Below are 24763 nucleotides of genomic sequence, written 5' to 3'. Positions count from 1 at the left end.
ATTTAGCAATCCTATTTTAAATGAAACTCCCGATTCCGTTCTTTTTTGCACTAGTAATTCAATTTACTGCCTGCAAGGAAAATAAAGACATTAAACCAGCCCAAAAAGACACATCTCTAATCTCTTATGTCAATCCGTTCATTGGAACTGGTGGTCATGGCCATACCTATCCCGGCGCCACCATGCCTTTTGGCATGATGCAATTAAGTCCAGATACGCGATTGGACGGCTGGGATGGCTGTTCGGGCTATCATTATTCCGATAATTATATTTATGGTTTTTCACATACTCATTTAAGCGGCACAGGCGTATCCGACTATGGTGATATTTTATTGATGCCAACCAATGAAGTGAACTTTAATAATGGAGCCGATGGCAAAAAAGGCTATCGGGCTCATTTTAGTCACGACAATGAAATTGCAGAACCTGGCTATTATAAAGTGCATTTAGATTCAACCAATATCGATGCAGAATTAACCGTTTCCAAACGGAGTGGCATGCACAAATATCAATTTGTCTCTCCAGAAAATCAAATCGTGGTTTTGGATTTGGAACACAGAGATGAATTTACATCACTTCAAATCAGAAAGATTAATGACTCAACAATTTCTGGATTTCGCAACAGTAAAGCTTGGGCTACAAATCAAATGTTGAGTTATTATATAGTTTTTTCTAAACCAATTGTTGGGACTGATTATTTATTAATGGGCAGACAAGATTCCAAAATTAACGATAAATTTAGAGCAACCAAGGCCGCTTTTCGATTAGAAAATCCAAACAACGAACCCGTTTATATTAAAATTGGTATTTCAGCCGTTGATGAAGAAGGTGCACGAAAGAATTTAGAAACTGAAATAGGTAACAAAAGCTTTGAAGAAGTAAAACAAGAAGCTCAAAATGCTTGGGAAAGTCAGCTTGAAAAAATAGTAGTTGAAAGCACCAATACCGATTACAAAACCAATTTCTACACGTCACTATATCACTCCATGTTGGCACCTAACCTCTATCAAGATGTTGATGGTCGCTATCGTGGCATGGATTTAGAAATCCATCAAACTAAAGACTTTGAGTATTACACCGTGTTCTCACTTTGGGACACCTATCGTGCGGCACATCCACTTTACACCATTATTGAAGAAGACCGAACCAATGATTTTATCAATACCTTTTTAGCCAAATATGACGAAGGCGGCATCATGCCCATATGGGATTTATCAGCCTGTTACACTGGTTGTATGATTGGGTATCATGCGGTTCCCGTGATTGCAGACGCCTATTTAAAAGGCATCAAGGATTATGACACCGAAAAGGCATTGGAAGCTATGAAACATTCGGCTACTCGTGATAAATTAGGATTGAAAAGCTATAAGGAATTCGGTTTCATTCCTGTTGAGGAGGAAAGTGAATCGGTTTCCAAAACTTTGGAATATGCTTATGACGACTGGACCATTGCACAAATGGCCAAGGCCATGAATAAAACTGACGATTATAAGACTTATTCAGAACGCGCACAATATTATAAAAACGTGTTTGACCCTGAAACCCAATTTATGCGTGGTCGTTTTCGCAACACCTGGTTTGCGCCTTTTGATCCTTACGAAGTCAATTTCAATTACACCGAAGCTAACTCCTGGCAATACAGTTATTATGTCCCACAAGACAATACAGGGTTCATGAATTTGTTAGGCGGAAAAGATAAATTAGATGCACATCTAGACAAATTATTTACAGCCCAAGCGGAAACTTCAGGACGCGATCAAGCCGATATTACCGGTTTAATTGGCCAGTATGCGCATGGTAATGAACCTAGCCACCACATGGCCTACCTGTACAACTTTGTCAATAAACCTCATAAAACTCAAGAGAAAGTTCATCAGATTTTAACGGAGTTGTATACCAACGAACCTAATGGTATTTCAGGGAATGAAGATTGCGGACAGATGAGTGCGTGGTATGTGTTTTCATCCATGGGATTCTATCCAGTTACTCCAGCCAGTAATCAATACATTATTGGTAAACCCTTGTTTGAAAAAGCTACCATTAATTTTGAAAATGGCAAGCAATTCACTATTCAAGCCAATAACTTGTCTGACGACAATATCTATATTGCATCAGCAGAACTTAATGGCCAATCATTAAACCATTCCTATATCTCTCATGAAGATATTATGAAAGGCGGTCAATTAGTCTTCAATATGACCAATCAACCTACGGATTGGGCGACACAAGAAGGTGAAGAACCCGTAACACGTATTTCTGACAATTTGATTGTACCTGTGCCCTTTATTGCCAAAGGCGATGTCGCATTTAAAGGTGAAACAGAGGTTATGTTGGAAAATGTAGATAAGGAAGCTCAAATCCTCTATAGATTGAATGATGGTGAATTTAAAACGTATGAGAATCCGTTTACCATTTCAGAACCTACAACACTAGAAATTTATTCTAAAAAAGCAGGTGCAGAAAGTGCTAAAATAACGACCCAATTTTATAAAATAGACCCTAATATTTCCATCAAACTGGATACCGAATATGCGAATCAATACAATGGTGGTGGCAACAATGCTCTTATTGATGGCATTTATGGCACACAAGATTTTAGAACAGGCACTTGGCAAGGGTATTTTGATACTGATGTCATAGCAACGGTTGATTTAGGAAGTAAAAAGGATATTCAAACTATTATTGTTAACTTTCTTCAAGACCAAAAGAGCTGGATTTTTCTTCCTACAGAAGTCGATTTTTTAATATCATCTGATGGTAAAAATTTCAAATCTGTGTTTTCAAAAACAATCGATACTCCAAAACCTGTAGAAGGTTCACAAATAGAAACCTTAAATTTTGAGTTAAATAAGAGTAGTGCTCGTTATGTACAAATAATCGCCAAAAAATTGGGCAAACTCCCAGAATGGCATCTTGGTTATGAACATGATGGTAGAAGTTGGCTATTTGTAGATGAAATCTCGATTAAATAATTATGGTAAAAAAACTAATAGTATTATTCCTTTTAGCAATTTGTTTTAACTGTAAAAACGAAACTGTTTCTAAAGAGAAAACAGAAGAACAAACTGACTCATACCCAACCAATGAAGACTATACAAAATACGTTAACCCATTCATTGGAACCAGTAAAATGGGTCACGTTTTCCCTGGAGCCACAGCACCTTTTGGTATGGTGCAATTAAGTCCGCAAACCAATTTTGAAGTCATGCATAATGAAGACGGAAGCTATAACAGTGAAACCTACGAATACTGTGCTGGTTATCAACACCGAGATTCAACCATTATTGGCTTTGCGCATACCAACTTTAGTGGCACTGGACATTCTGATTTGGGCGATTTTTTAGTGATGCCAACAGTTGGTGATTTGGTGATGGATCCTTTACAAACTGATGAAGGGAAAAAGGGGTTTTACTCTACTTTTCTGCATAAATATGAAGAAGCGTCTCCAGGTTATTACAGTGTGAAATTGGACAGTTATGATATTCAAGCTGAATTGACTGCCAGTGAGCGCGTGGGATTTCATCAATACACCTTTCCTCAATCAGATAATGCTCATATTATTTTAGATATGGTTTACAATGTATACCATCACGACAATAAAAATGTGTGGACGTTTATTCGAGTAGAAAATGATTCTACCATAACGGGTTATAGGCAAACCAAAGGTTGGGCACGCGATAAAAAAGTATTTTTTGCTGCGAAATTTTCCAAGCCCTTTAAAAGTTATGGCCATAAAAAATATGACCAAATAAAATATGAGGGGTTTTACAGACGATTTAAGCAAGAGGAGAACTTCCCTGAAATGGCTGGAAAAGATTTGAGAGCTTATTTCAATTTTGACACTGAAGAAGGTGAACAAATCAAGATAAAATTTGCACTCTCCAATGTTAGTTCGGCTGGTGCTTTAAACAATTTGGAAACCGAAATTCCGCATTGGGACTTCAACAAAACGTATGAAGAAACCAGTGACAAATGGAACCATGAACTCTCTAAAATTGAAGTTGAAACATTAACCGAAGATCAAAAGACCACATTTTACACAGCCATGTATCACACCAATCTTTCGCCTGTTATATATGAGGACGTGGATGGACAATATCGTGGTTTAGACCAAAACATCCATACTTCAGAAGGATTTACCAACTATACTATTTTTTCGCTTTGGGATACTTATCGTGCCTTGCATCCATTGTTCAATATTACGCAACCGCAACGTAATAACGATATGATAAAAAGTATGTTGGCCCATCACGATCAAAGCGTCCATAACATGCTTCCTATTTGGAGTCATTATGCCAATGAAAACTGGTGTATGATTGGGTATCATGCCACATCGGTTATTGCGGATGCCATGGTAAAAAACGTTGGTGATTTTGACCATAAAAGAGCTTTACAGGCTTCGGTAAATACGGCTAATGTGCGTTATTTTGATGGTTTGGGAGATTATTTGGATTATCATTATGTCCCAGATGACAAAAGTCATTCCTCTGTTTCAAAAACGCTGGAATATGCTTACAACGATTGGTGTATTGCTCAAATAGCAAAACAAGTGGGAGACACTTCAACTGAAGAAGAATTTTTAAAACGCTCCGAATACTACAACAACGTTTACGATCCAACTATTGGATTTATGCGACCAAAATTGAGTGATGGCACTTTTAGAAAAGAGTTCGATCCAATGGATACGCATGGGCAAGGTTTTATTGAAGGTAATGCCTGGAATTATGGTTTGTACGTCCCTCAAAATATTGACAAGATGGTGAGCATGATGGGTGGAAAAGAGCAATTTACCCAACATTTAGATTCGCTATTTACGATGGAAATTGAAGATAAATACATCGAAAAGCATGAAGATATTACTCGCGATGGAATCATTGGCAACTATGTTCAAGGCAACGAACCTGGACATCATATTCCGTATTTATACAACTGGACAGGTCATCCTGAAAAAACTCAATCTCGCGTGCGTATGATTATGGATTCCATGTATGGCCCAACCGTGGAAGGACTTTGTGGCAATGATGATGCCGGACAAATGAGTGCCTGGTATATTTTTAGTAGTCTTGGATTTTATCCGGTAACACCAGGATCTGCCCATTATGCATTAGGTAGTCCCTTGATTAAAGAAGCCAAAATTCATTTAGATAATGGAAAAACACTGACTATCACGGCTAAAAACCAAAGCAAAGAAAACGTTTATGTAAAACGTATTTTAATTAACGGAAATGCTTTGGAAAGTAACTTGATATCACATCAAGATATTATGAATGGTGGCGAACTTATTTTTGAAATGTCTAATACATATAAAAAGAATTAACATGAAACGCAGACTCTTTATAAAAAATGCAGCATTATCTGGAGCAGGTGTTGCTGTAGGCAGTACCCTATTAAGTTGTGCTGATAGTGATAAAAACGTTGAAACAAACGTGGCAACTCTAACAGCAGATTCAAAAGCAAGCTTACCATTGGTTATTGCCACTTGGCATGTGGAGGAGGCAACTGCCAAAGCCTGGGAAGTTTTACAAGCTGGTGGAACTGCTATCGATGCCGTAGAACAAGGCTGCATGGTTGAAGAAGCTAACGAAAAAGGGCAATCTGTTGGTAAAGGTGGTTTGCCAGATCGTGATGGGCATGTGACATTAGACGCATGCATTATGGACAAACATGGCAATTGTGGCTCTGTTGTTTTTCTAGAAAATATTGTTCATGCTGTTTCTGTAGCCAGAAAAGTGATGGAAGACACACCTCATGTGATGCTTGCAGGAAAAGGTGCTGAACAATTTGCCTTGGAACAAGGCTTTAAAAGAGAGAACTTATTGACTGAAGCCTCAAAAAAAGCTTGGGAAGAATGGAAAGTTGACAGTGAGTACAAACCCATAATAAATATTGAAAATCACGATACCATTGGTATGTTGGCCATTGATAAAAATGGTGATATTTCTGGTGCTTGCACCACTAGTGGACTAGCTTATAAAATGCACGGTCGTGTAGGAGACTCTCCAATTATTGGTTCTGGATTGTTCGTAGATAATGAAATTGGAGCTTGTGTAGCCACAGGTTTGGGTGAAGAAGTAGTTAAAACCGTTGGCAGCTTTTTGGTTGTGGAATTGATGCGTCAAGGCAAAACGCCTCAAGAAGCCTGTGAAGAAGCCATCAGTCGTATTGTAAATAAACCTAATAGTAATTATAAGGATTTTCAAGTTGGTTATATTGCCGTAAACAAACAAGGAGAAACAGGAAGCTATTCGATTCATCAATGGTTCAGTATGACTAAATACCAAGATGGTGTCAACGAGCAAATACAGTCAGATTTTTTCAATAAATCCTAAAACCATTTAATCGTTAAATCCACTATTTTTTGTTTCCAATTTGTATATGGTGGCTTCAATAAATCTACTGCACCTAAAGTATGTTGTTTTAATAATGATCGTTGGTTGGTAAACTCTAAAAAACCAAAATAGCCATGGGATTTTCCAATGCCACTATTGTTAGATCCACCAAATGGTAAATTATGATTTAAGTATTGTAATAAATTATGATTGACGCAGGTGGTTCCAGCACGTGTATTATCTAAAATATAATTGATATTCTTTTTCTTCTTGCTATATATATACAAAGCTAATGGCTTTTCTTTTGAATTAATATAGCCTACAGCTTCTTCAAGGGTTTTATACGTTTTCAATGGCAAAACGGGACCAAAAATTTCTTCCTGCATTAACTGGCTTTTGGAATCTAAATCACTAATCAATGTTGGTTCAATATAGTTTTCACTTTCGTTGGTATGCCCTCCAGATTCTATTTTTGAATTTCTACTTTTTGAATCCTCAAGACTCTCCAGTAAGCGTTTGAAGTGTTTCTCATTCACAATACGACTGTAAGATTCAGAAGATTCAGGATTTTCATTATAAAAGGTCTTTATCTGGTTTTTAAAACTGGCTATAAATTTTGACTTAATACGCTCATCTATCAAAACATAATCTGGCGCAATACAGGTTTGACCTGCATTCATGAACTTGCCATAAACTATTTTACCTACGACTTTATCAATATCAACAGAATCATCAATAATGGTTGGCGACTTACCTCCCAATTCCAACGTCACCGAAGTGAGGTGTTTGGAGGCTGCCCTCATCACGATTTTCCCTACTGTTGGTGACCCTGTGAAGAAAATATGATTAAAGGGTAATTCCAATAACGCTTTTGACGTTTTCACTTCACCTTCGACTAGTGCTATTTCATTTTCCTCAAACAAATCAGCGACTATTCTAGCCATCAAGCTTGATGTATTTGGTGTCATTTCAGAGGGCTTTAAGATAACCGTGTTACCTCCAGCAATTGCTGATACCAACGGACCGAATGTCAAGTTTACAGGATAGTTCCAAGGCGAAATAATCAAACAAACGCCTTTAGGTTCATTGATAATGTATGAACTACTTCCCAGCATGGCCAATGGTGTGTCAACTTGTTGTTTTTTAAGCCATGTTTTCAAGTTTTTAGAAACAAACTTGATTTCGTCAATAACGGGATAAATTTCAGTGAGATCAACCTCTAATTGGGGTTTTTTAAAATCAGCATACAGCGCATCTCGAATATCTTGTTTATAAGTGTACTCTAATGCGTGTTTTAATTTTTTGAGTTTTTTGACACGTTCCTTATAATTGGTATTGCCAATATTGAATTGGTTTGCTTTTTGTTTATCAAACAAACTCGCAAACATATTGTCAGAATAACTCATAAATTCATCAGGCCATGAATGGCTCTCCTTTTAAATCTTGTTCCTTAAATTTTTTCACTAGTTCCAATGCATCAGGAATAACATCACTACATAAAATAATTAACGACCCCTTTTTAGCATTTTTAACCGCATGAGTAATGGCCTCTCTTTCCGAAGGAATAATGGTGGTTTTCTTATTCGGGTCTTTCATTTGAATACCATCATTCAAAAGTTTAATAAGCTCCTCTTCTGTGCGCCCTCGTAATCGTTTATCTTGACGGATAATAATTTCATCAAACATTTCTGCTGCAATACTACCCACTTGATTAGTGTCTTCATCACGCCTATCACCTACACCTGCAATTATTCCAACCTTAACGGTAGCTTCCAATTCATCGGTAAATTTCTTTAACGCCATCATGCCCGCTGGATTATGTGCATAATCTAGTAATATAGTAAAGTCCTTAAACTCAAACAAATTCAATCGTCCTGGTGTTTGTGAGGCTGATGGTATAAAGGTTTCCAATGCAGCTTTCATGTCCTCAATACTTATCCCTTGAACATGAGCTCCCAATACTGCCGCCAACACATTTTGTATCATAAATGTCGCTTTACCACCATAAGTCAATGGGATATGCTCGGCTTTCATAATACGCATTTTCCATTCGCCTCTGCAAATGGTAACATAGCCATTTTCATAAACTGCCGTAATACCATTAAGACGCTGTAAAGCTTTTATCCTAGGATTATTCTCATCCATTGAAAATAAAGCCACATTACATTCAACCGAACGACGCATGTCATAAACCAGATCGTCATCAGCATTTAAAATGGCATATCCGCTTGGAAGAACTGTTTCTGGGATAACACCCTTAACTTTTGCCAACTGCTCAATAGTGTGGATGCCTTTTAACCCTAAATGGTCAGCTGCCACATTGGTTACAATACCTACATCACATTTTTTAAATCCTAGTCCTGCCCGAAGCAAGCCACCTCTAGCACATTCCAATACTGCAAAATTCACTGTTGGGTCTTTCAATACAAATTCGGCACTTGCTGGACCTGTGCAATCACCTGTCATTAGCAAACGGTTTTGTATATAAACACCGTCACTGGTTGTATATCCTACACGATAACCTTTCATTTTGGCAATATGTGCCATTAAACGTGAGGTAGTAGTTTTTCCATTGGTTCCTGTAATGGCAACAATAGGAATACGTCCTGTATCTCCTTGTTGAGGAAATAGCTTATCTATTACTGGTGCTGCTACATTACGCGGCAAACCTGTTGTAGGTGCCAAGTGCATTCTAAACCCTGGACCAGCATTGACCTCTAAAACTGCTCCGCCTGTTTCTGAAAGCGGTTGGGAAATATCAGTTGTCATAATATCAATACCACATATGTCCAAGTCTATTATTTTAGAGATACGTTCTGCCATACTCACGTTGGCAGGATGTACAATATCCGTGACATCTTCGGCTGTTCCTCCTGTACTTAAATTGGCCGTGTCTTTTAAAATCAGCCTTTCACCTTCAGGAATTACGGAATCCAAAGTATAACCAGCATCTTTAATAATGGTTTTAGTCAATTCATTAACAGTAATTTGCGTAAGCACATTTTCGTGACCATATCCACGACGTGGATCCTTGTTGACTTCATCAATTAACTCTTGAACCGTTGACTTGCCATCACCTATCACATGAGCAGGTGTGCGCTTGGCAGCGGCTACCATTTTGTTGTTGATAACCAAAACCCTATAATCTTCACCTGTTATAAACTTCTCAACAATTATGGCTCCACTTCTTGAACTTTCCTTGGCTTGACGGAACGCTTCCAAAGCTTCATCATAATTTTGAATATTAACCGTAATACCACGACCATGATTACCATCAATTGGTTTTATTACTAAAGGGAAGCCTACATAATCACAAGCTTCCTCCAAGCTACGTTCACGTCTGATAATATCACCACGCGGCACTTCTACTTCAGCTTGTTCCAACAAATATTTGGTATCTTCTTTATCACAGGCCAATTCTACACCAATACTACTGGTCTCACTAGTTACAGTTGCTTGAATGCGTTTTTGATTGGCACCATAACCCAATTGACATAAGGAATATTTATTCAATCGAATCCATGGAATACCACGAGCTTCAGCTTCCTCAACAATGGAACCTGTACTTGGTCCCAGGCGATCATCCTCTCTTAACTCGCGCATTTTTTGAATATCGTCAGTCATATCATAATCTTCACCTTCAATTAATGCCTCACAAATACGTACAGCTGCTTTTGCAGCATAACGCCCAACCGACTCTTCCATATAAGCGAATACCACACTGTAAACACCTTCTTCACCATAACCTCGTGTGCGACCAAAACCAACATCCATTCCTGCCAAGGTCTGTATTTCCAAAGCAATATGCTCAATAATGTGACCCATCCAGGTACCTTCTTCCACACGTTGAAAAAAACCACCAGGTTCACCAACAGAACACCTGTGCTCATACATTGTTGGAAACATAGTTGTAAGACGTTCGTAAAACCCATCAATAGTATTTGAAGGCCGTTCTTCAATCTCTTCAAGATCAAGAACCATTACAATTAATTTATGACGACGTACTGACCAATAATTTGGTCCTCTCATGGCATTTATTTCTCGTATTTTCATGTGGTTAGACTTGTTAATTTTTTAGTGAAAGATTATAAATATATACATTTTTCTAATAAAAAATTAGTTTATTTTTGTCCAATAATTTTGAACGTGATTACATGAAGTTAATAAAGGGCACGCTAATTCCTATTGGAGGAAATGAAGACAAAGGATATAGTGAAGATGATTATAACAAAGTTGATTATATAGAGGAAGGTATTCTGTCGCATGTGGTTCGTGAAGCTGGAGGCAACGATGCCAATATTGTAGTCATTCCTACTGCGTCAAGTATTCCTATTGAAGTTGGTAAAAATTACATGGAAGCTTTCAAAACTCTAGGTTGCAATAACGTAACTGTTTTAGACATCAGAAATCAAAAAGATGCTGAAAAACCTGAAGCCATTGAGCTAATAAAAGCTGCAAACTGTATCATGTTTTCTGGAGGTGACCAATCCAAAATCGCTAAAAAAATAGGCGGTTCAACTATTCACAATATTATGCTGGATCGTTTTAAAAACGAAAAAGGCTTTGTAATTGCCGGAACAAGTGCTGGTGCCATGGCTATGGCAAAAGAAATGATTATAGGAGGTAGCGCCTCTGAAGCTTTTGTAAAAGGCGCAGTAAAAATGAGTAAAGGTCTTGGCTTAATTCCGCAATTAACTATTGACACCCATTTTATCCGTAGAGGTCGTTTTGGGCGTTTGGCTGAAGCTGTTGCGAAATATCCCAAGCTTATTGGAATTGGATTGGCAGAAGATACAGGATTAATTATTAAGAATAATGTTATTCGTGTGATTGGTTCTGGAATGGTTATCGTTTTTGATCCACGAAAATTGAAACACAATAACGAAAAGATCCTGAAAGAAGGAACACCAATGTCCCTAACCAATCTAAAAACACATGTTTTGGCTAATGGCGACCGATTTAATGTAAAAAAGAAAAAAGTTAAAGTATTACCTGTTGCAGAACCATTTATTTAAATTCTTCCGATAACGAAATTATTTTATCTTAAATTTTCAGTTAGTTTGTAACGTTTTAATTTAAATTATTACTAACCAAATATGAAATTCAAGAAGACACCTAAATGTTCAAAAAACTAGCTTTATTATCGGTTTTATCATTATTAACATTTAGTTGTAAAAAAGAGATTCAATCGAAACCGAATTTTGTAAAACTAGAGTACAAAAGTTCCAAAGAAGAATTTCTAAAAAGTATTGAATTTTGCGACAGCGCAATAATTTACATGAAATATGAATCCAAAAAGAAGTTTTTATCCAGTTCTAGCATCAACAAACTTGCTATGAATTTATATTTTAAGAATACTAAAAATTTAGATGAAAAATCTTTAACTAATCACTTTAATGAACTAAAGAAAAAAGTTGAAACTGAAATTTTGAACCATAAAGAATATGATGTTTTTTATGTCAAGTTCTATAAAGGTCAATCTGAATACTCTGAAAGGGAAGAAATTTTTGATTAAATTTTGCACTCATTAATTTACAAAAGATTCCTGCTTCCGCAGGAATTTTATTTATAAATAGAAACTTCTTCTTTACCTATTGAAGATTTACAAGCGCGATACATACCTTCTGTATTAAAAGGCATGGCAATATTTCCTTTAGCATCAACGGCTATCAAACCACCATCACCTCCTATTTCAAGAATGCGTTTATTAATAACCATTTCAGATGCTTCTTGTAGGGACATCTCCTTATGTTCCATTAAACAAGCTACATCGTAAGCCACAACACCACGAATAAAAAACTCACCGCTTCCCGTGCAACTGACCGCACAGGTTTTATTATTGGCATAATTACCAGCACCAATCATGGGGCTATCACCTACACGCCCCCATTTTTTATTGGTCATCCCTCCTGTAGATGTTGCAGCAGCTATATTACCTTCTTGGTCGCACGCTACAGCGCCAACCGTTCCAAATTTTGAATCTTTTTTGGCTGAGTGATCCAATTGAAAACTATCTGTGTCTTTAATTTCCAACCACTGCTTGTAACGGAACTCATCATAAAAATAATCAGCATCTTCTAGTTTATAGTTTAATTCTTTGGCAAACTGCATGGCACCATCACCTGCTAAAAACACATGCTCGCTTTTTTCCATTACATCACGAGCCAAACTTACTGGATTTTTTATGCCTGAAATTAAACTAACAGCTCCGGCATGCAATGTTTTACCATCCATAATGGCCGCATCCATTTCATGTGCTTCTTCAGCAGTAAAAACACTACCTTTTCCTGCATTGAACAAAGGTGAATCCTCTAATGACTTTACAGCAACCTCAACTGCATCAATTGCAGTGCCACCATTTTCCAACTGGTAATAACCAACATCTAAAGCATCTTTTAAGGCTTGCTTGTAATGTAATTCTAATTCTGGGGTCATCATGCCTTTTATCAAGGTTCCAGCCCCACCATGTATGGCAATAGAAAATGTTTTCATCAATAATTTTTTCAAAATGTGAAATTACAAATTGCAAACCAATTGGCATTCATTAAAGCATAACTTTTTGTAGCTTTGATTTTCTTACAAAATCGAATTTATGTCTGAACAAAAACGCCTTTTTCTAGTTGACGCCTATGCACTAATTTTTAGAGGCTATTATGCCTTTATAAAAAACCCAAGAATAAACTCTAAGGGTGTGGACACTTCTGCCATTATGGGCTTTATGAACTCACTTTTAGATGTGATAAAACGTGAACGTCCCGATCATTTGGCCGTTTGTTTTGACAAAGGTGGTAGTGCTGATCGTGTCGAAATGTTTGAGGCTTACAAGGCCAATCGTGATGAAACTCCCGAAGCTATTAAAGTAGCTGTGCCTTACATTCAAGAAATTTTGAAAGCCATGCACATACCTATTATGGTAAAAGAAGGCTATGAAGCTGATGACGTTATTGGAACGCTTTCAAAACAAGCCGAAAAAGAAGGATACCAAACCTTTATGGTTACACCAGATAAGGATTTTGCCCAATTGGTTTCAGAAAATATTTTTATGTACAGACCCAAATCTTTTGGTGGTGGTTATGAAGTTTGGGGCATTCCCGAAGTTCAGAAAAAGTTTGAAGTAGAACGCCCAGAACAAGTTATAGACTTTTTGGGTATGATGGGCGATTCCAGTGACAATATTCCTGGGTTACCTGGTGTTGGTGAAAAAACAGCCAAAAAATTTATTGCAGCTTATGGAAGTATGGAAGGCTTATTGGAAAACACCCATGAGCTTAAGGGCAAAATGAAAGAGAAAGTTGAAGCCAATAAAGAATTGGGGTTGCTATCTAAAAAATTAGCGCGCATTATGTTGGATGTTCCGGTTGAATTTGATGCTAAAGATTTTGAATTGGATCATCCTGATATTGAAACCGTAAAAACTATTTTTCAGGAATTGGAGTTTAGAAGATTAACCGAAAATTTCCTGAAAACATTTGCCACTGAAACAGAAACTCATACAACTACTGCTGGAGCTGCTAAACCTGAAGAAAAACCCAAGCCAAAACCAACAAGCACCGCTGGTTCTGGGCAATTTTCATTATTTGGAAACAATGGTGACACTTCAGAAACTGGCAGCGAAACAAGTAATACATTTACAAGAAAAACTGCTGAAACCACGAGTCATTTTTACCAAAGTGTCACACCAGGTATGGCGACAAAGCTGTTTATTAAAAATTTAATGACTCAAACCAGTGTCTGTTTTGATACCGAAACGACAAGCATCAATCCTATTGAAGCGGAATTGGTTGGTATTGCATTTTCTTGGGAAACAGGTAAAGGTTTTTATGTAGCTTTTTCTGAAGATAGAAATGAAGCCCAAGAATTAATTGAGCAATTACGTCCGTTTTTTGAAAGTGAATCCATTGAAAAAATTGGTCAGAATTTAAAATACGACATCAAGGTTTTAGCCAAATATAATATTGTCGTAAAAGGCAAACTCTTTGATACCATGTTAGCGCATTATCTGATCAATCCTGATATGCGACACAATATGGATGTATTGGCAGAGACCTATTTGAATTACTCGCCAATTTCTATTGAAACCCTAATTGGAAAGAAAGGCAAAAACCAATTATCCATGCGAGACGTTGCTTTGGACAAACAAACTGAATATGCTGTTGAAGATGCCGATATTACCCTTCAACTAAAAGAACATTTTCAAAATGAATTGGGCGAAGCCAATACTCAGAAACTATTTGATGAGATTGAAATTCCACTGCTACGTGTTTTAGCAGCAATGGAATTGGAAGGCATTAACTTGGACAAAGACTTTTTAAACGCTCTATCAGATCAACTCGATAAAGACATTACAAATCTTGAACAAAAAATATACGCTGAAGCAGGCGAAGAATTTAACATTGCATCGCCTAAACAATTAGGAGTAATTTTATTTGAAAAAATGAAATTGGTCGATAAACCTAAAAAGACCAAGACAGGTCAGTATTCGACCGCCGAGGACGTTTTGAGTTATTTGGCAAAAGATCATGAAATCATTCAGAATATTTTAGATTTTAGAGGTTTGAGTAAACTCAAAAGCACCTACGTAGATGCCTTACCGCTTCAAGTAGAACCCTCTACGGGTCGCGTACATACTGATTATATGCAAACCGTAGCAGCAACTGGGCGTTTAAGCAGCAACAATCCAAATTTGCAAAACATACCAATCCGAACAGAACGTGGTCGACAAGTGCGAAAAGCATTTATCCCCAGAAATGCGGATTATACGCTTCTAGCTGCCGATTATTCCCAAATAGAACTCCGCATAATCGCTGCTTTGAGTGAAGAAGAAACCATGATCGAAGCCTTTAAAAACGGTGAGGATATTCACGCCTCAACAGCTTCAAAAGTTTTTAATGTTTCTATTTCTGAAGTAACACGTGAGCAACGCAGTAATGCCAAAACCGTAAACTTTGGTATTATATATGGTGTTTCTGCTTTTGGTTTGAGCAACCAAACCGATTTGTCACGTAGTGAATCCAAAGAGCTCATAGACACGTATTATGAAACCTATCCCAAATTAAAAAGCTATATAGGCAAACAAGTCGACTTTGCACGAGACCATGGCTATGTACAGACTGTTTTAGGGCGTCGAAGGTATTTAAAGGATATTAATTCCAGAAATGCTGTGGTACGAGGTGCTGCGGAACGCAACGCTGTAAATGCACCTATTCAAGGTAGCGCTGCAGACATTATTAAAATAGCTATGATAAATATTTATCAGAAACTAGAAGCTGGTAAATATAAAAGTAAAATGCTTTTACAGGTTCATGATGAATTGGTTTTTGATATTTACAAACCTGAATTGGAAACCATGAAATCGCTTATTAAAACAGAAATGGAGAACGCTTTCAAATTGGAAGTTCCACTAGATGTTGATTTAGATATTGGTGACAATTGGTTGGAAGCGCATTAAATTTTTGTAATTGCCTTTTCTAAAATCTCTTTTACTTGAAGTTTTAAGCTTTCAGGTTCAATTATTTTGGCATAATCTGAAAATACAATGTACCATCTTGAAAAGCCATGCTCAACAAAAGATGTCATGAATGTCATTTCTACTTGGTTTCCTTTTACTTTTTCAGAGACAAAACCATGTTGCATTTTACTATTGTTAATATATCGCACCACACTTTTATCAACAGAAATCACAACTTTTGTTTTTGGTATATTTTCATGCTGACTGCGGTATTCATCTAACGTAATGTGTTCTCTCGTAAAATTATTTTGAGTTGATTTTATAGCTAGCATTCTATCGGTTCTAAATTGTCTGTAATCATTTCTTAAATGGCAAAAAGCTAATACATACCAAAATCCTGATTCGTGATAAATACCCACAGGTTCTACAAAACGTTCAGAAGGTGCTTCTCTATTTAATGCTTGATATTTTAAAAATACCTGTCTTTTTTCAGCAATACTTTCAAACAAGGTTTCAAGTGCATTTGGCAGACTATCATTAAACAATTTATGTGTAGGGTCAACCAGTATTTGTGATTCTAAAGCAGAAATCCAATCTTTTTCACGACCACGCAACACTGATTTTAGCTTCATCATAGCAGACTCGTAGTAATTCCCTAATGATTTATCTACAAACTTCTGCATTAATTTTTCGGCTGCCACAAAACTCCCTACTTCCTCTCTAGTAAACATAACAGGAGGCAAACGGTATCCTTCCATAATTGAATAGCCTACACCTGCCTCACTTATAATTGGTACTCCCGAAGCTTCAAGAGTTCGTATATCACGATAAATGGTGCGCAGGCTCACCTCAAATCTATCAGCTAATTCTTGTGCCTTTACAATACGTTTAGATTGTAACTGAATGAGAATGGCTACAATTCTATCAAAACGTTTTACCGTGTCTAAACTCATAATGTGATAACATATTTCCCAAAGATAGGATTTCAGGCCGAAGTATTTTTCAAATTTTAGCTTCAACATAATAACTATACTTTATATGCAAATAAACGTACAGTAAGTGACAACCGCTTGTCAATAGTCTATTTTAAAATTTATTTTTTGCTACTGACATAAAGCTGTCACCTCCTCATTATAATTTTGGTTCAAATAATAAAATTTACAATTATGGAATCAACAGCAAACACATTATTAGAACAAGTAATTACTCCTTCCGAATTATTAGCACACCGGCAAGGACATCGAGGTTTAACCCGAAGAGCTATTGAAGCTTTTCCTGAAGAAGCTTTTTTTAGCTACTCTATTGGAGGTATGCGCACTTTTGCCGATATGGTTATGGAACTTTTAGGTATAGCTGGACCTGGTATTAAAGAAATTGCAACAGGAGAAGTCCAAAAACTAATTGAAGAAGTAGACCACGGCAACAAAAAGGCAAAAATTCTAGAACTTTGGGATGAAGCCACTGATGAAATAAACAGCTATTGGGTAAAGATAAAACCAGAGCAGTTTCAACAAAACATTAAAATCTTTGGTCAATATGAAGGTACGGTTTGGTCATCAATCTTTTATTTTATTGATAATGAAATCCATCATCGCGGACAAGGCTTTGTGTATTTACGTGCTTTAGGTATTGAACCTCCATTTTTTTATGAACGCTAAAAAATACAACATGAAAACTATTTTGGTTTTTAAAACATCTATAACAAAAAAAAGAGAAGTCCGTTTTGTAACACCTTTTTTAAATAAGTTGTTGACCAAAACCGATTATTGGAATTTTGACCTAGAGGATTGTGACAATATCCTTCGGGTTGAAACCCAAAACGCAAAAGCCATTACTATTGCATCATTATTCCACCATTTAGGTTTTTATTGCGAAGAGTTACAATAATATATTAAAACCTTATAGTATGCTTTTTATATACAAATTCGACTAATAAACACTTCATAATCATCTAAAGCAATCAAACACCTTATACACAGCCAATAAAAAATAGCCCTACACTATTTGGTAATCAAATATATAATCGTAAATTTGCAAACTCTTTTTGGGAGAGGAATGTTTAATAAGAAAAATTAATACGTGTGGACACATTAAGCTACAAAACGATTTCAGCAAACAAAGCTACTGTTAATAAAGAGTGGGTTTTGGTTGATGCTGAAGGTCAGACGCTTGGTCGTTTATCATCAAAAGTTGCAAAACTTTTAAGAGGTAAGCACAAGCCAAACTTCACACCTCATGTTGATTGTGGTGATAACGTAATTGTTATCAATGCAGAAAAAATCAACTTAACTGGAAACAAATGGACAGATAAATCTTATATCCGTCACACAGGTTATCCAGGTGGTCAAAGAAGTTTATCTGCTACTGAATTGTTTGGAAAAGATCCAGCAAGATTAGTAGAAAAATCAGTTAAAGGAATGTTACCTAAAAATAAATTAGGTGCCGATTTATTCCGTAACCTTAACGTTGTTGTTGGTTCAGAACACGCTCACGAAGCGCAAAAGCCAAAAACAATTAATTTAAACGAATTTAATTAATGGAAGTAATTCACAAAATTGGCCGTAGAAAGACGGCTGTTGCTCGTGTATACGTTGCCAAAGGAAAAGGTAACATTACGGTGAACAAAAAAGACATGGCGGTTTATTTTCCTACTGCAACATTGCAGTACAAAGTAAACCAACCTTTAGCTATGACTAACAATGATGGCAACTTTGATATTACAGTAAATGTATATGGAGGTGGCATTACAGGTCAAGCTGAAGCTATCCGTTTGGCATTATCTCGTGCTATGTGCGAAGTTGATGCAGAAAACAGATTAATTTTAAAACCAGAAGGTTTATTAACAAGAGATCCAAGAATGGTTGAACGTAAGAAATTCGGTCAGAAGAAAGCTCGTAAGAAATTTCAATTCTCTAAACGTTAATTTTATCAACTGGATTGGGAAAGTTTTACAATACTTTCTCAATCTGGTTAAATCAAAACACAAATTTTAACCCAGTTATTGTTGCCCATGACATTATGTGTTAGGGTTTAGTTTAGCATCTAAATGGTTAAGGCGATTTAAACAAAGACCACTTAATCATTGCTAATTCAACAGAACGTAAACTATTACAAAAATGGCAGTAGAAGTAAAAGAACTACTAGAAGCAGGTGTACACTTTGGACACTTGACACGTAAGTGGGATCCAAACATGGCTCCTTACGTATATATGGAGCGTAACGGCATCCATATTATCAACCTTTACAAAACAGCAGCTAAAATGGAAGAGGCTGGAGCAGCATTAAGTAAAATTGCAGCTTCGGGTCGTAAAATTTTATTTGTAGCTACTAAAAAACAAGCAAAAGATATCGTTGCAGAAAAAGCTGGCGCTATCAACATGCCTTACATCACTGAAAGATGGCCAGGTGGTATGTTAACCAATTTTGTTACTATTAGAAAAGCCGTTAAGAAAATGGCTTCTATTGATAGAATGAAGAAAGATGGTACTTTTAATTCTTTATCTAAAAAAGAGCGTTTACAAGTTGATCGTCAACGTGCTAAATTAGAAAAGAATTTAGGTTCTATTTCAGATATGACACGTTTACCAGGGGCTTTATTTGTTGTTGACATCAAGCGTGAGCATATTGCAATTAAAGAAGCTCAAAAATTAAACATTCCAATCTTTGCTATGGTTGATACCAATTCTGACCCACGTCAGGTTGATTATGTTATCCCAGCAAACGATGATGCTTCTAAATCAATAGACAAAGTATTATCATACGTTGCAGATTCAATCGCTCAAGGTTTATCTGAACGTAAAGCTGAAAAAGATGGTGCTAAAGCAGAAAAAGCTGCACCTAAAGCAAAAGCTGCACCTGCTAAAAAAGCAGTTGCTGCAACAGAAGAGGAAGAATAAAAAAATAAACAAAACTATTAAAGTCGTTTAATACGTTTCTTCCTTAAGAAATAACATTAAACGACTTTTTTAAATTAAAAAATATTATGGAAGCTATAAAAATAACAGCAGCAGAAGTAAATAAATTAAGACAAGCTACAGGTGCCGGAATGATGGACTGTAAAAAAGCTTTAGTTGAAGCTGAAGGTGATTTTGACAAAGCCATTGAAGTACTTCGTAAGAAAGGACAGAAAGTAGCCGAAAAAAGAGCCGATAGAGATTCATCTGAAGGTGCTGCAATTGCTAAAATTAATGATGACAATACAGCTGGCGTTGCTATTGTTTTAGGTTGTGAAACAGATTTCGTTGGTAAAAACGAAAACTTTGTAGCGTTAGCTAATGATTTAGCCGAAGCTGCTTTAAATTACAATTCTAAAGAAGAATTTTTAGCTGCTGATTTCGGGGGTATGACCGTTGCTGAAAAATTAACAGAGCAAACTGGTGTAATTGGTGAAAAGCTAGACATTACTGCTTTTGAAAAATTAGAAGCTCCTTATGTTGGACAGTATGTTCACATTAACAAGATTGCTGCTTTAGTTGGATTGTCTTCTAAAGTTGATAATGCTGAAACTTTAGTTAAAGATGTCGCTATGCAAGTAGCATCAATGGGAGCAACTTCATTATCGTACAAAGATTTTGATCCTGCTTACGTTGCAGCAGAAACTGAAGCAAGAATTGCTGTTATTGAAAAAGAAAATATTGAATTAGGTCGTTTAGGAAAAACCCTAAAAAATGTACCGCAATATATTTCTATGGCACAATTAACTCCTGAAGTTTTAGCACAAGCTGAAGAAGCTGCTAAAGCCGAATTAAAAGCTGAAGGTAAGCCAGAACAAATTTGGGATAGAATTCTTCCAGGTAAAATGGAGCGTTATATTTCTGATAACACAACATTAGACCAAGAGCAATGTCTTTTAGACCAAAAGTTCATTAAAGATGAAAAGCAAACGGTTGCACAATATGTGGCTTCCTATGGTGATGTTGAAATCACTGGATTCAAACGTGCTACAGTAGGATAATTATTTATCATATAATTTACTAAAGCCTCTCATGAAATTGGGAGGCTTTTTTATTGCAATTCCGTTTAAAAAATCTCAATTCAAAAACAAAAAAATTGTGTAGTTTTGCTAAACGCTCAAAAGTAACCATGAAATACAAAAGAATACTCTTAAAACTTTCAGGAGAAGCCTTAATGGGAAATCGCCAATACGGCATAGATCCTGACCGTTTAGCTGAATATGCAAATGATATTAAAACCATAACAGATCAAGGTGTAGAAGTTGCCATTGTAATCGGTGGTGGTAATATTTTTAGAGGTGTTGCTGGTGCGAGCAATGGTATGGATCGTGTTCAAGGAGATCACATGGGTATGCTAGCAACTGTAATAAATGGTTTGGCTTTGCAAAGTGCATTGGAAAATGCAGGTGTACCAACCCGATTACAGACAGCCATAAAAATTAATGAAGTTGCCGAGCCCTTTATACGTAGAAAAGCTATGCGCCATTTGGAAAAAGGTCGTGTGGTGATATTTGGAGGCGGAACCGGTAACCCATATTTCACAACCGATTCAGCTGCTGTGTTACGTGCCATAGAAATTGAAGCCGATGTTATTTTAAAAGGCACTCGCGTTGATGGTATTTACACATCAGATCCTGAAAAAGATGCCAACGCCATTAAATTTGACCACATAACATTTGATGATGTGTTGCGTAAAGGTTTAAAAGTTATGGATACAACTGCTTTTACATTAAGTCAGGAAAATGAATTACCAATTATTGTATTTGACATGAATAAAAAAGGTAATTTGCTTAAAGTCGTATCAGGAGAAAAAATAGGAACCAAAGTTAATTTATAATTGTGGCGTATTTTTTGAGTACGTTATTTTAAATTTAATTTTTTAGAAATGGAAGACATACAATTTATATTAGACACTGCTAAAGAAGCCATGGATGCTGCTATTAAGCATTTAGAAAAACAATTGGTCAATATACGAGCTGGCAAGGCAAGTCCAGCCATGTTAGGGAGCGTTATGGTTGACTATTACGGTTCTCAAACGCCATTAAACCAAGTTGCCAACGTAAACACTCCTGATGGAAGAACTATTACAGTACAACCTTGGGAAAAAGCTATGCTTCAAGAAATTGAACGAGGTATTATGCATGCTAATTTAGGGTTCAACCCTATGAATAATGGTGAGTCTATAATTATAAATGTTCCACCTTTAACAGAGGAGCGCAGATCTTCTCTAGCCAAACAAGCAAAGGCTGAAGCCGAGGATGCTAAAGTTGGAATTAGAAATGCCAGAAAAGAGGCTAATCACGAAATTAAAAAATTGGAAGACGCTTCTGAAGACCTAAAAGGAAATGCTGAAATAGACATTCAAACGATGACCGATAAATATGTTGAAAAAATTGATCATATTTTCGAAAACAAAGAAAAGGAAATTATGACCGTATAATTTTTAAAAGCAACTTTTTTGAAGTTGCTTTTTTTATATAATTATAGTATATATTATCTCTTAAGTATTCAACAAATACATAGGTTTTTGCTACCTTTGCCGTTCGTTTGAAACCTTATGTTTAAATTACTTACAAAGAATTTTTGGGACGTTGTTGCTAGACTAATTTTAAGAAATAAAATTGGTATTCTGGTTGTTATTTTAATAACCACTATTTTTTTTAGCAGACAATGGGACAATATGCGTTTCACCTATACAGAAGCCAATTTATTGCCTGATGATCATCCTGTTACGGTTACATATAATGAATTTTTTGAAATCTTTGGCGAAGAAGGCAACCTAGTTGTATTAGGTGTTAAGGATTCGTCATTATTTACGGTCCAAAAACTTAATGCATGGAATAATTTTTCAGAGCAATTCAAAACATTTGATGAGGTTGAAGCCGTAATTTCATTAAAAGATTTAAAAAAACTTAAAAAAGATACCGAACACGAACGCTTTGTTCTGGAGTCTTTTATAACCGATTCTATTTCGAGCGCAGAGGAAATTTCAAAGCTTAAGGAAGATTTATTTGAAAAATATCCCTTTTACGATAATTTCCTATTCAATAAAGAGACTCAAACTATTCGTACAGCCATTTATCTAAAGAAAGATATTGTCAATACTGCTGTTCGTAAAGATTTTGTATTTAACGATTTAATTCCGCTTATAGAAGAGTTTGAAAGCGCATACAACCTGGATGTTCGTGCCTCGGGTATGCCTTATGTAAGAACACTAAATGCACAAAACATAGTTGATGAAATAGGTGTTTTTATTGGTGCTGCATTATTAGTCACCTCACTTATTTTCTTTTTCTTTTTCCGTTCGTTTAGGGCCACCTTAATTTCCATGTTTGTGGTGTGTTTAGGTGTTATGTGGACATTTGGAATTATAGGATTATTGGAGTATGAAATAACGGTTTTAACGGCCTTAATCCCACCATTAATTATAGTAATTGGTATACCAAATTGTATTTTCTTAATTAACAAGTATCAGCATGAGGTAAAACTTCATGGTAATAAAGTCAAGTCATTACAACGCGTTATTACCAAAATTGGTAACGCAACCCTAATGACCAATGTTACTACTGCTTCTGGCTTTGCTACGTTTATGTTAACAGAAAGCACTTTACTTAAAGAATTTGGTTTGGTAGCATCCTTGAGTATTTTGGCCATATTCATTTTGTGCCTTCTTATTATTCCTATTATATACACCTTTTTACCTTACCCAAAAGATCGCCATTTAGAACACTTAAACAAACGCTGGATTGGCGGTTTTGTTGATTGGATGGAGCGCATGGTAAAACAAAGACGTATTACCATCTATATTGCTTCAATAGTGCTTTTGGTGGTAAGTATGATTGGAATGAACCAAATTAGAATTTCTGGTAGCCTTATTGAGGATATGTCTAAAACCTCTGGTTTTTTTGAAGACATTCGATTTTTTGAAGAAGAGTTCAATGGTATTATGCCTTTGGAAATTCTAGTGGATACTAAACGTAAAAAGGGCGTCACTAAATTATCAACTTTAAAACGTATGGATGAGTTAGAGGAACTTATAATAGAAACTCCAGAATTGTCCAAACCCATTTCTGTTGTTGGCCTTGTGAAATATGCCAAACAAGCCTACACCAATGGCAATCCAAAATACTACCAGTTACCTACCAGTCAGGAAAACTTATTTATCTCTTCTTACATAAAAAATTCAACTTCAGAAGTTGACTTGTTAAAGGATTTTGTTGATAGCACAGGCCAATATGCCCGAATTACCACATTTATGAAGGATGTAGGAACTGACAAAATGGAGCGTATTGAAGAGAATATACAGACCGAAATCGACAAAGTTTTTCCTGAAGAAAAGTACGACATAACCATAACTGGCAAAGCTTTGGTTTTTCAAAAAGGAACCAAATATCTGGTTAAAAATCTAGCTATATCACTGACCTTAGCCATATTTTTGATATCCTTATTTATGGCCTATATGTTTCGTTCCTTTAGAATGATAATTATATCCCTAATCCCAAACTTACTTCCGCTGGTTATTACAGCTGGGCTTATGGGTTTTTTAGGTGTTCCTATAAAACCTTCAACAATTTTAGTATTTAGTATTGCCTTTGGTATCTCGGTTGATGATACCATTCATTTTCTAGCAAAATACAGACAAGAGTTACAAGCCAATCATTGGAAAATTAGAGTTTCCGTTTATGCTGCCTTACGTGAAACTGGTGTAAGTATGTTTTATACATCCATCGTTTTATTTTTCGGTTTTTCGGTGTTTACAATATCCAGTTTTGGTGGCACAGTGGCATTAGGAGCTCTGGTTTCTGCCACCTTGTTGTTTGCCATGTTATCTAACTTGTTATTGCTCCCCTCTTTGTTATTGTCATTAGAACGCAGTATCGCTAATAAAGAAGTATTAAAAGAGCCAAGCATTAATATTATTCCTGACGATGATGATGACAACGATATAATTGAAAACAACTAAAAATTATACACTTTTGGCTTGAATAAATATCATGGTCAGGCTTGAAAGCCACTAGGCTTTTTTTATATTT

The 24763-nt window shown here is 36.1% G+C and carries 19 protein-coding genes; 15 read left to right on the top strand and 4 right to left on the bottom strand.

Going from position 1 to position 24763, the window contains the following annotated elements; translation table 11 throughout:
* The first annotated feature begins 20 nt into the window (after positions 1-20).
* From K7G76_RS13185 to K7G76_RS13175, 3 genes are read left to right on the top strand one after another with little or no spacing between them, the layout of a single operon-like run.
* The gene (locus tag K7G76_RS13185; RefSeq protein WP_223034690.1) at positions 21-2972 is read left to right on the top strand and encodes a GH92 family glycosyl hydrolase; all 2952 of its coding nucleotides are present in this window, start codon (positions 21-23) and stop codon (positions 2970-2972) included.
* Positions 2973-2974: 2 nt separating this feature from the next.
* The gene (locus K7G76_RS13180; protein ID WP_223034689.1) at positions 2975-5317 is read left to right on the top strand and encodes a GH92 family glycosyl hydrolase; all 2343 of its coding nucleotides are present in this window, start codon (positions 2975-2977) and stop codon (positions 5315-5317) included.
* A gap of 1 nt (position 5318) precedes the next feature.
* On the top strand, positions 5319-6329 hold the full coding sequence (locus K7G76_RS13175) for an isoaspartyl peptidase/L-asparaginase family protein (protein WP_223034688.1): 1011 nt from the start codon (positions 5319-5321) through the stop codon (positions 6327-6329).
* On the opposite strand, the gene K7G76_RS13170 is transcribed toward K7G76_RS13175, so the two are convergent.
* Positions 6326-7735 carry an aldehyde dehydrogenase family protein gene (locus K7G76_RS13170; protein WP_223034687.1) on the bottom strand — a complete coding sequence of 470 codons (1410 nt, stop codon included), beginning with the start codon at positions 7733-7735 and terminating at the stop codon, positions 6326-6328. The genes K7G76_RS13175 and K7G76_RS13170 overlap by 4 nt on opposite strands.
* A gap of 7 nt (positions 7736-7742) precedes the next feature.
* On the bottom strand, positions 7743-10382 hold the full coding sequence (cphA, locus tag K7G76_RS13165; protein ID WP_223034686.1) for a cyanophycin synthetase: 2640 nt from the start codon (positions 10380-10382) through the stop codon (positions 7743-7745).
* A 101-nt stretch (positions 10383-10483) separates the two neighbouring features.
* Here cphA and K7G76_RS13160 point away from each other — a divergent pair, with 101 nt between their 5' ends.
* A complete protein-coding gene (locus tag K7G76_RS13160) occupies positions 10484-11344 on the top strand; it encodes a cyanophycinase (protein WP_223034685.1) in 861 nt (286 codons plus the stop codon).
* A 104-nt stretch (positions 11345-11448) separates the two neighbouring features.
* Positions 11449-11844 (top strand): hypothetical protein, encoded by a 396-nt coding sequence (locus K7G76_RS13155; RefSeq protein WP_223034684.1) that lies wholly within the window; start codon positions 11449-11451, stop codon positions 11842-11844.
* A 47-nt stretch (positions 11845-11891) separates the two neighbouring features.
* Here the strand turns inward: K7G76_RS13155 and K7G76_RS13150 are convergent, their stop codons facing one another.
* Positions 11892-12821, bottom strand: coding sequence for an isoaspartyl peptidase/L-asparaginase family protein (locus K7G76_RS13150; RefSeq protein ID WP_223034683.1), 930 nt, complete (start codon positions 12819-12821; stop codon positions 11892-11894).
* A gap of 100 nt (positions 12822-12921) precedes the next feature.
* Here K7G76_RS13150 and polA point away from each other — a divergent pair, with 100 nt between their 5' ends.
* Positions 12922-15777 carry a DNA polymerase I gene (polA, locus tag K7G76_RS13145; protein WP_223034682.1) on the top strand — a complete coding sequence of 952 codons (2856 nt, stop codon included), beginning with the start codon at positions 12922-12924 and terminating at the stop codon, positions 15775-15777.
* On the opposite strand, the gene K7G76_RS13140 is transcribed toward polA, so the two are convergent.
* Positions 15774-16730: a helix-turn-helix transcriptional regulator gene (locus tag K7G76_RS13140; protein ID WP_223034681.1), complete on the bottom strand. Its 957-nt coding sequence runs from the start codon at positions 16728-16730 to the stop codon at positions 15774-15776. The genes polA and K7G76_RS13140 overlap by 4 nt on opposite strands.
* A 213-nt stretch (positions 16731-16943) precedes the next feature.
* Between K7G76_RS13140 and K7G76_RS13135 the strand changes: the two genes are divergently transcribed.
* The 9 genes from K7G76_RS13135 (at position 16944) to K7G76_RS13095 (ending at position 24693) form a co-directional block, all read left to right on the top strand.
* Positions 16944-17435: a DinB family protein gene (locus tag K7G76_RS13135; protein WP_223034680.1), complete on the top strand. Its 492-nt coding sequence runs from the start codon at positions 16944-16946 to the stop codon at positions 17433-17435.
* 10 nt (positions 17436-17445) lie between these two features.
* Positions 17446-17664, top strand: a complete 219-nt coding sequence (locus tag K7G76_RS13130) for a hypothetical protein (protein ID WP_223034679.1) — start codon at positions 17446-17448, stop codon at positions 17662-17664.
* 194 nt (positions 17665-17858) lie between these two features.
* A complete protein-coding gene (rplM, locus tag K7G76_RS13125) occupies positions 17859-18314 on the top strand; it encodes a 50S ribosomal protein L13 (RefSeq protein ID WP_223034678.1) in 456 nt (151 codons plus the stop codon).
* Positions 18314-18700, top strand: a complete 387-nt coding sequence (rpsI, locus tag K7G76_RS13120; RefSeq protein WP_223034677.1) for a 30S ribosomal protein S9 — start codon at positions 18314-18316, stop codon at positions 18698-18700. The genes rplM and rpsI overlap by 1 nt, the downstream gene beginning before the upstream one ends.
* 193 nt (positions 18701-18893) lie before the next feature.
* Positions 18894-19673 (top strand): 30S ribosomal protein S2, encoded by a 780-nt coding sequence (gene rpsB, locus K7G76_RS13115; protein WP_223034676.1) that lies wholly within the window; start codon positions 18894-18896, stop codon positions 19671-19673.
* 86 nt (positions 19674-19759) lie between these two features.
* Entirely contained in the window at positions 19760-20731 is a 972-nt protein-coding gene (tsf, locus tag K7G76_RS13110) for a translation elongation factor Ts (protein ID WP_223034675.1), read from the top strand.
* Positions 20732-20859: 128 nt separating this feature from the next.
* Positions 20860-21567, top strand: a complete 708-nt coding sequence (pyrH, locus tag K7G76_RS13105) for a UMP kinase (protein ID WP_223034674.1) — start codon at positions 20860-20862, stop codon at positions 21565-21567.
* Positions 21568-21615: 48 nt separating this feature from the next.
* Positions 21616-22170 carry a ribosome recycling factor gene (frr, locus tag K7G76_RS13100; RefSeq protein WP_223034673.1) on the top strand — a complete coding sequence of 185 codons (555 nt, stop codon included), beginning with the start codon at positions 21616-21618 and terminating at the stop codon, positions 22168-22170.
* A 117-nt stretch (positions 22171-22287) separates the two neighbouring features.
* On the top strand, positions 22288-24693 hold the full coding sequence (locus K7G76_RS13095) for an efflux RND transporter permease subunit (protein ID WP_223034672.1): 2406 nt from the start codon (positions 22288-22290) through the stop codon (positions 24691-24693).
* Positions 24694-24763 lie beyond the last annotated feature (70 nt).

The organism is Hanstruepera marina, assembly GCF_019880635.1.
Classification (GTDB): Bacteria; Bacteroidota; Bacteroidia; order Flavobacteriales; family Flavobacteriaceae; genus Hanstruepera; species Hanstruepera marina.
This window is presented reverse-complemented; position numbering and strand designations above follow the sequence as displayed.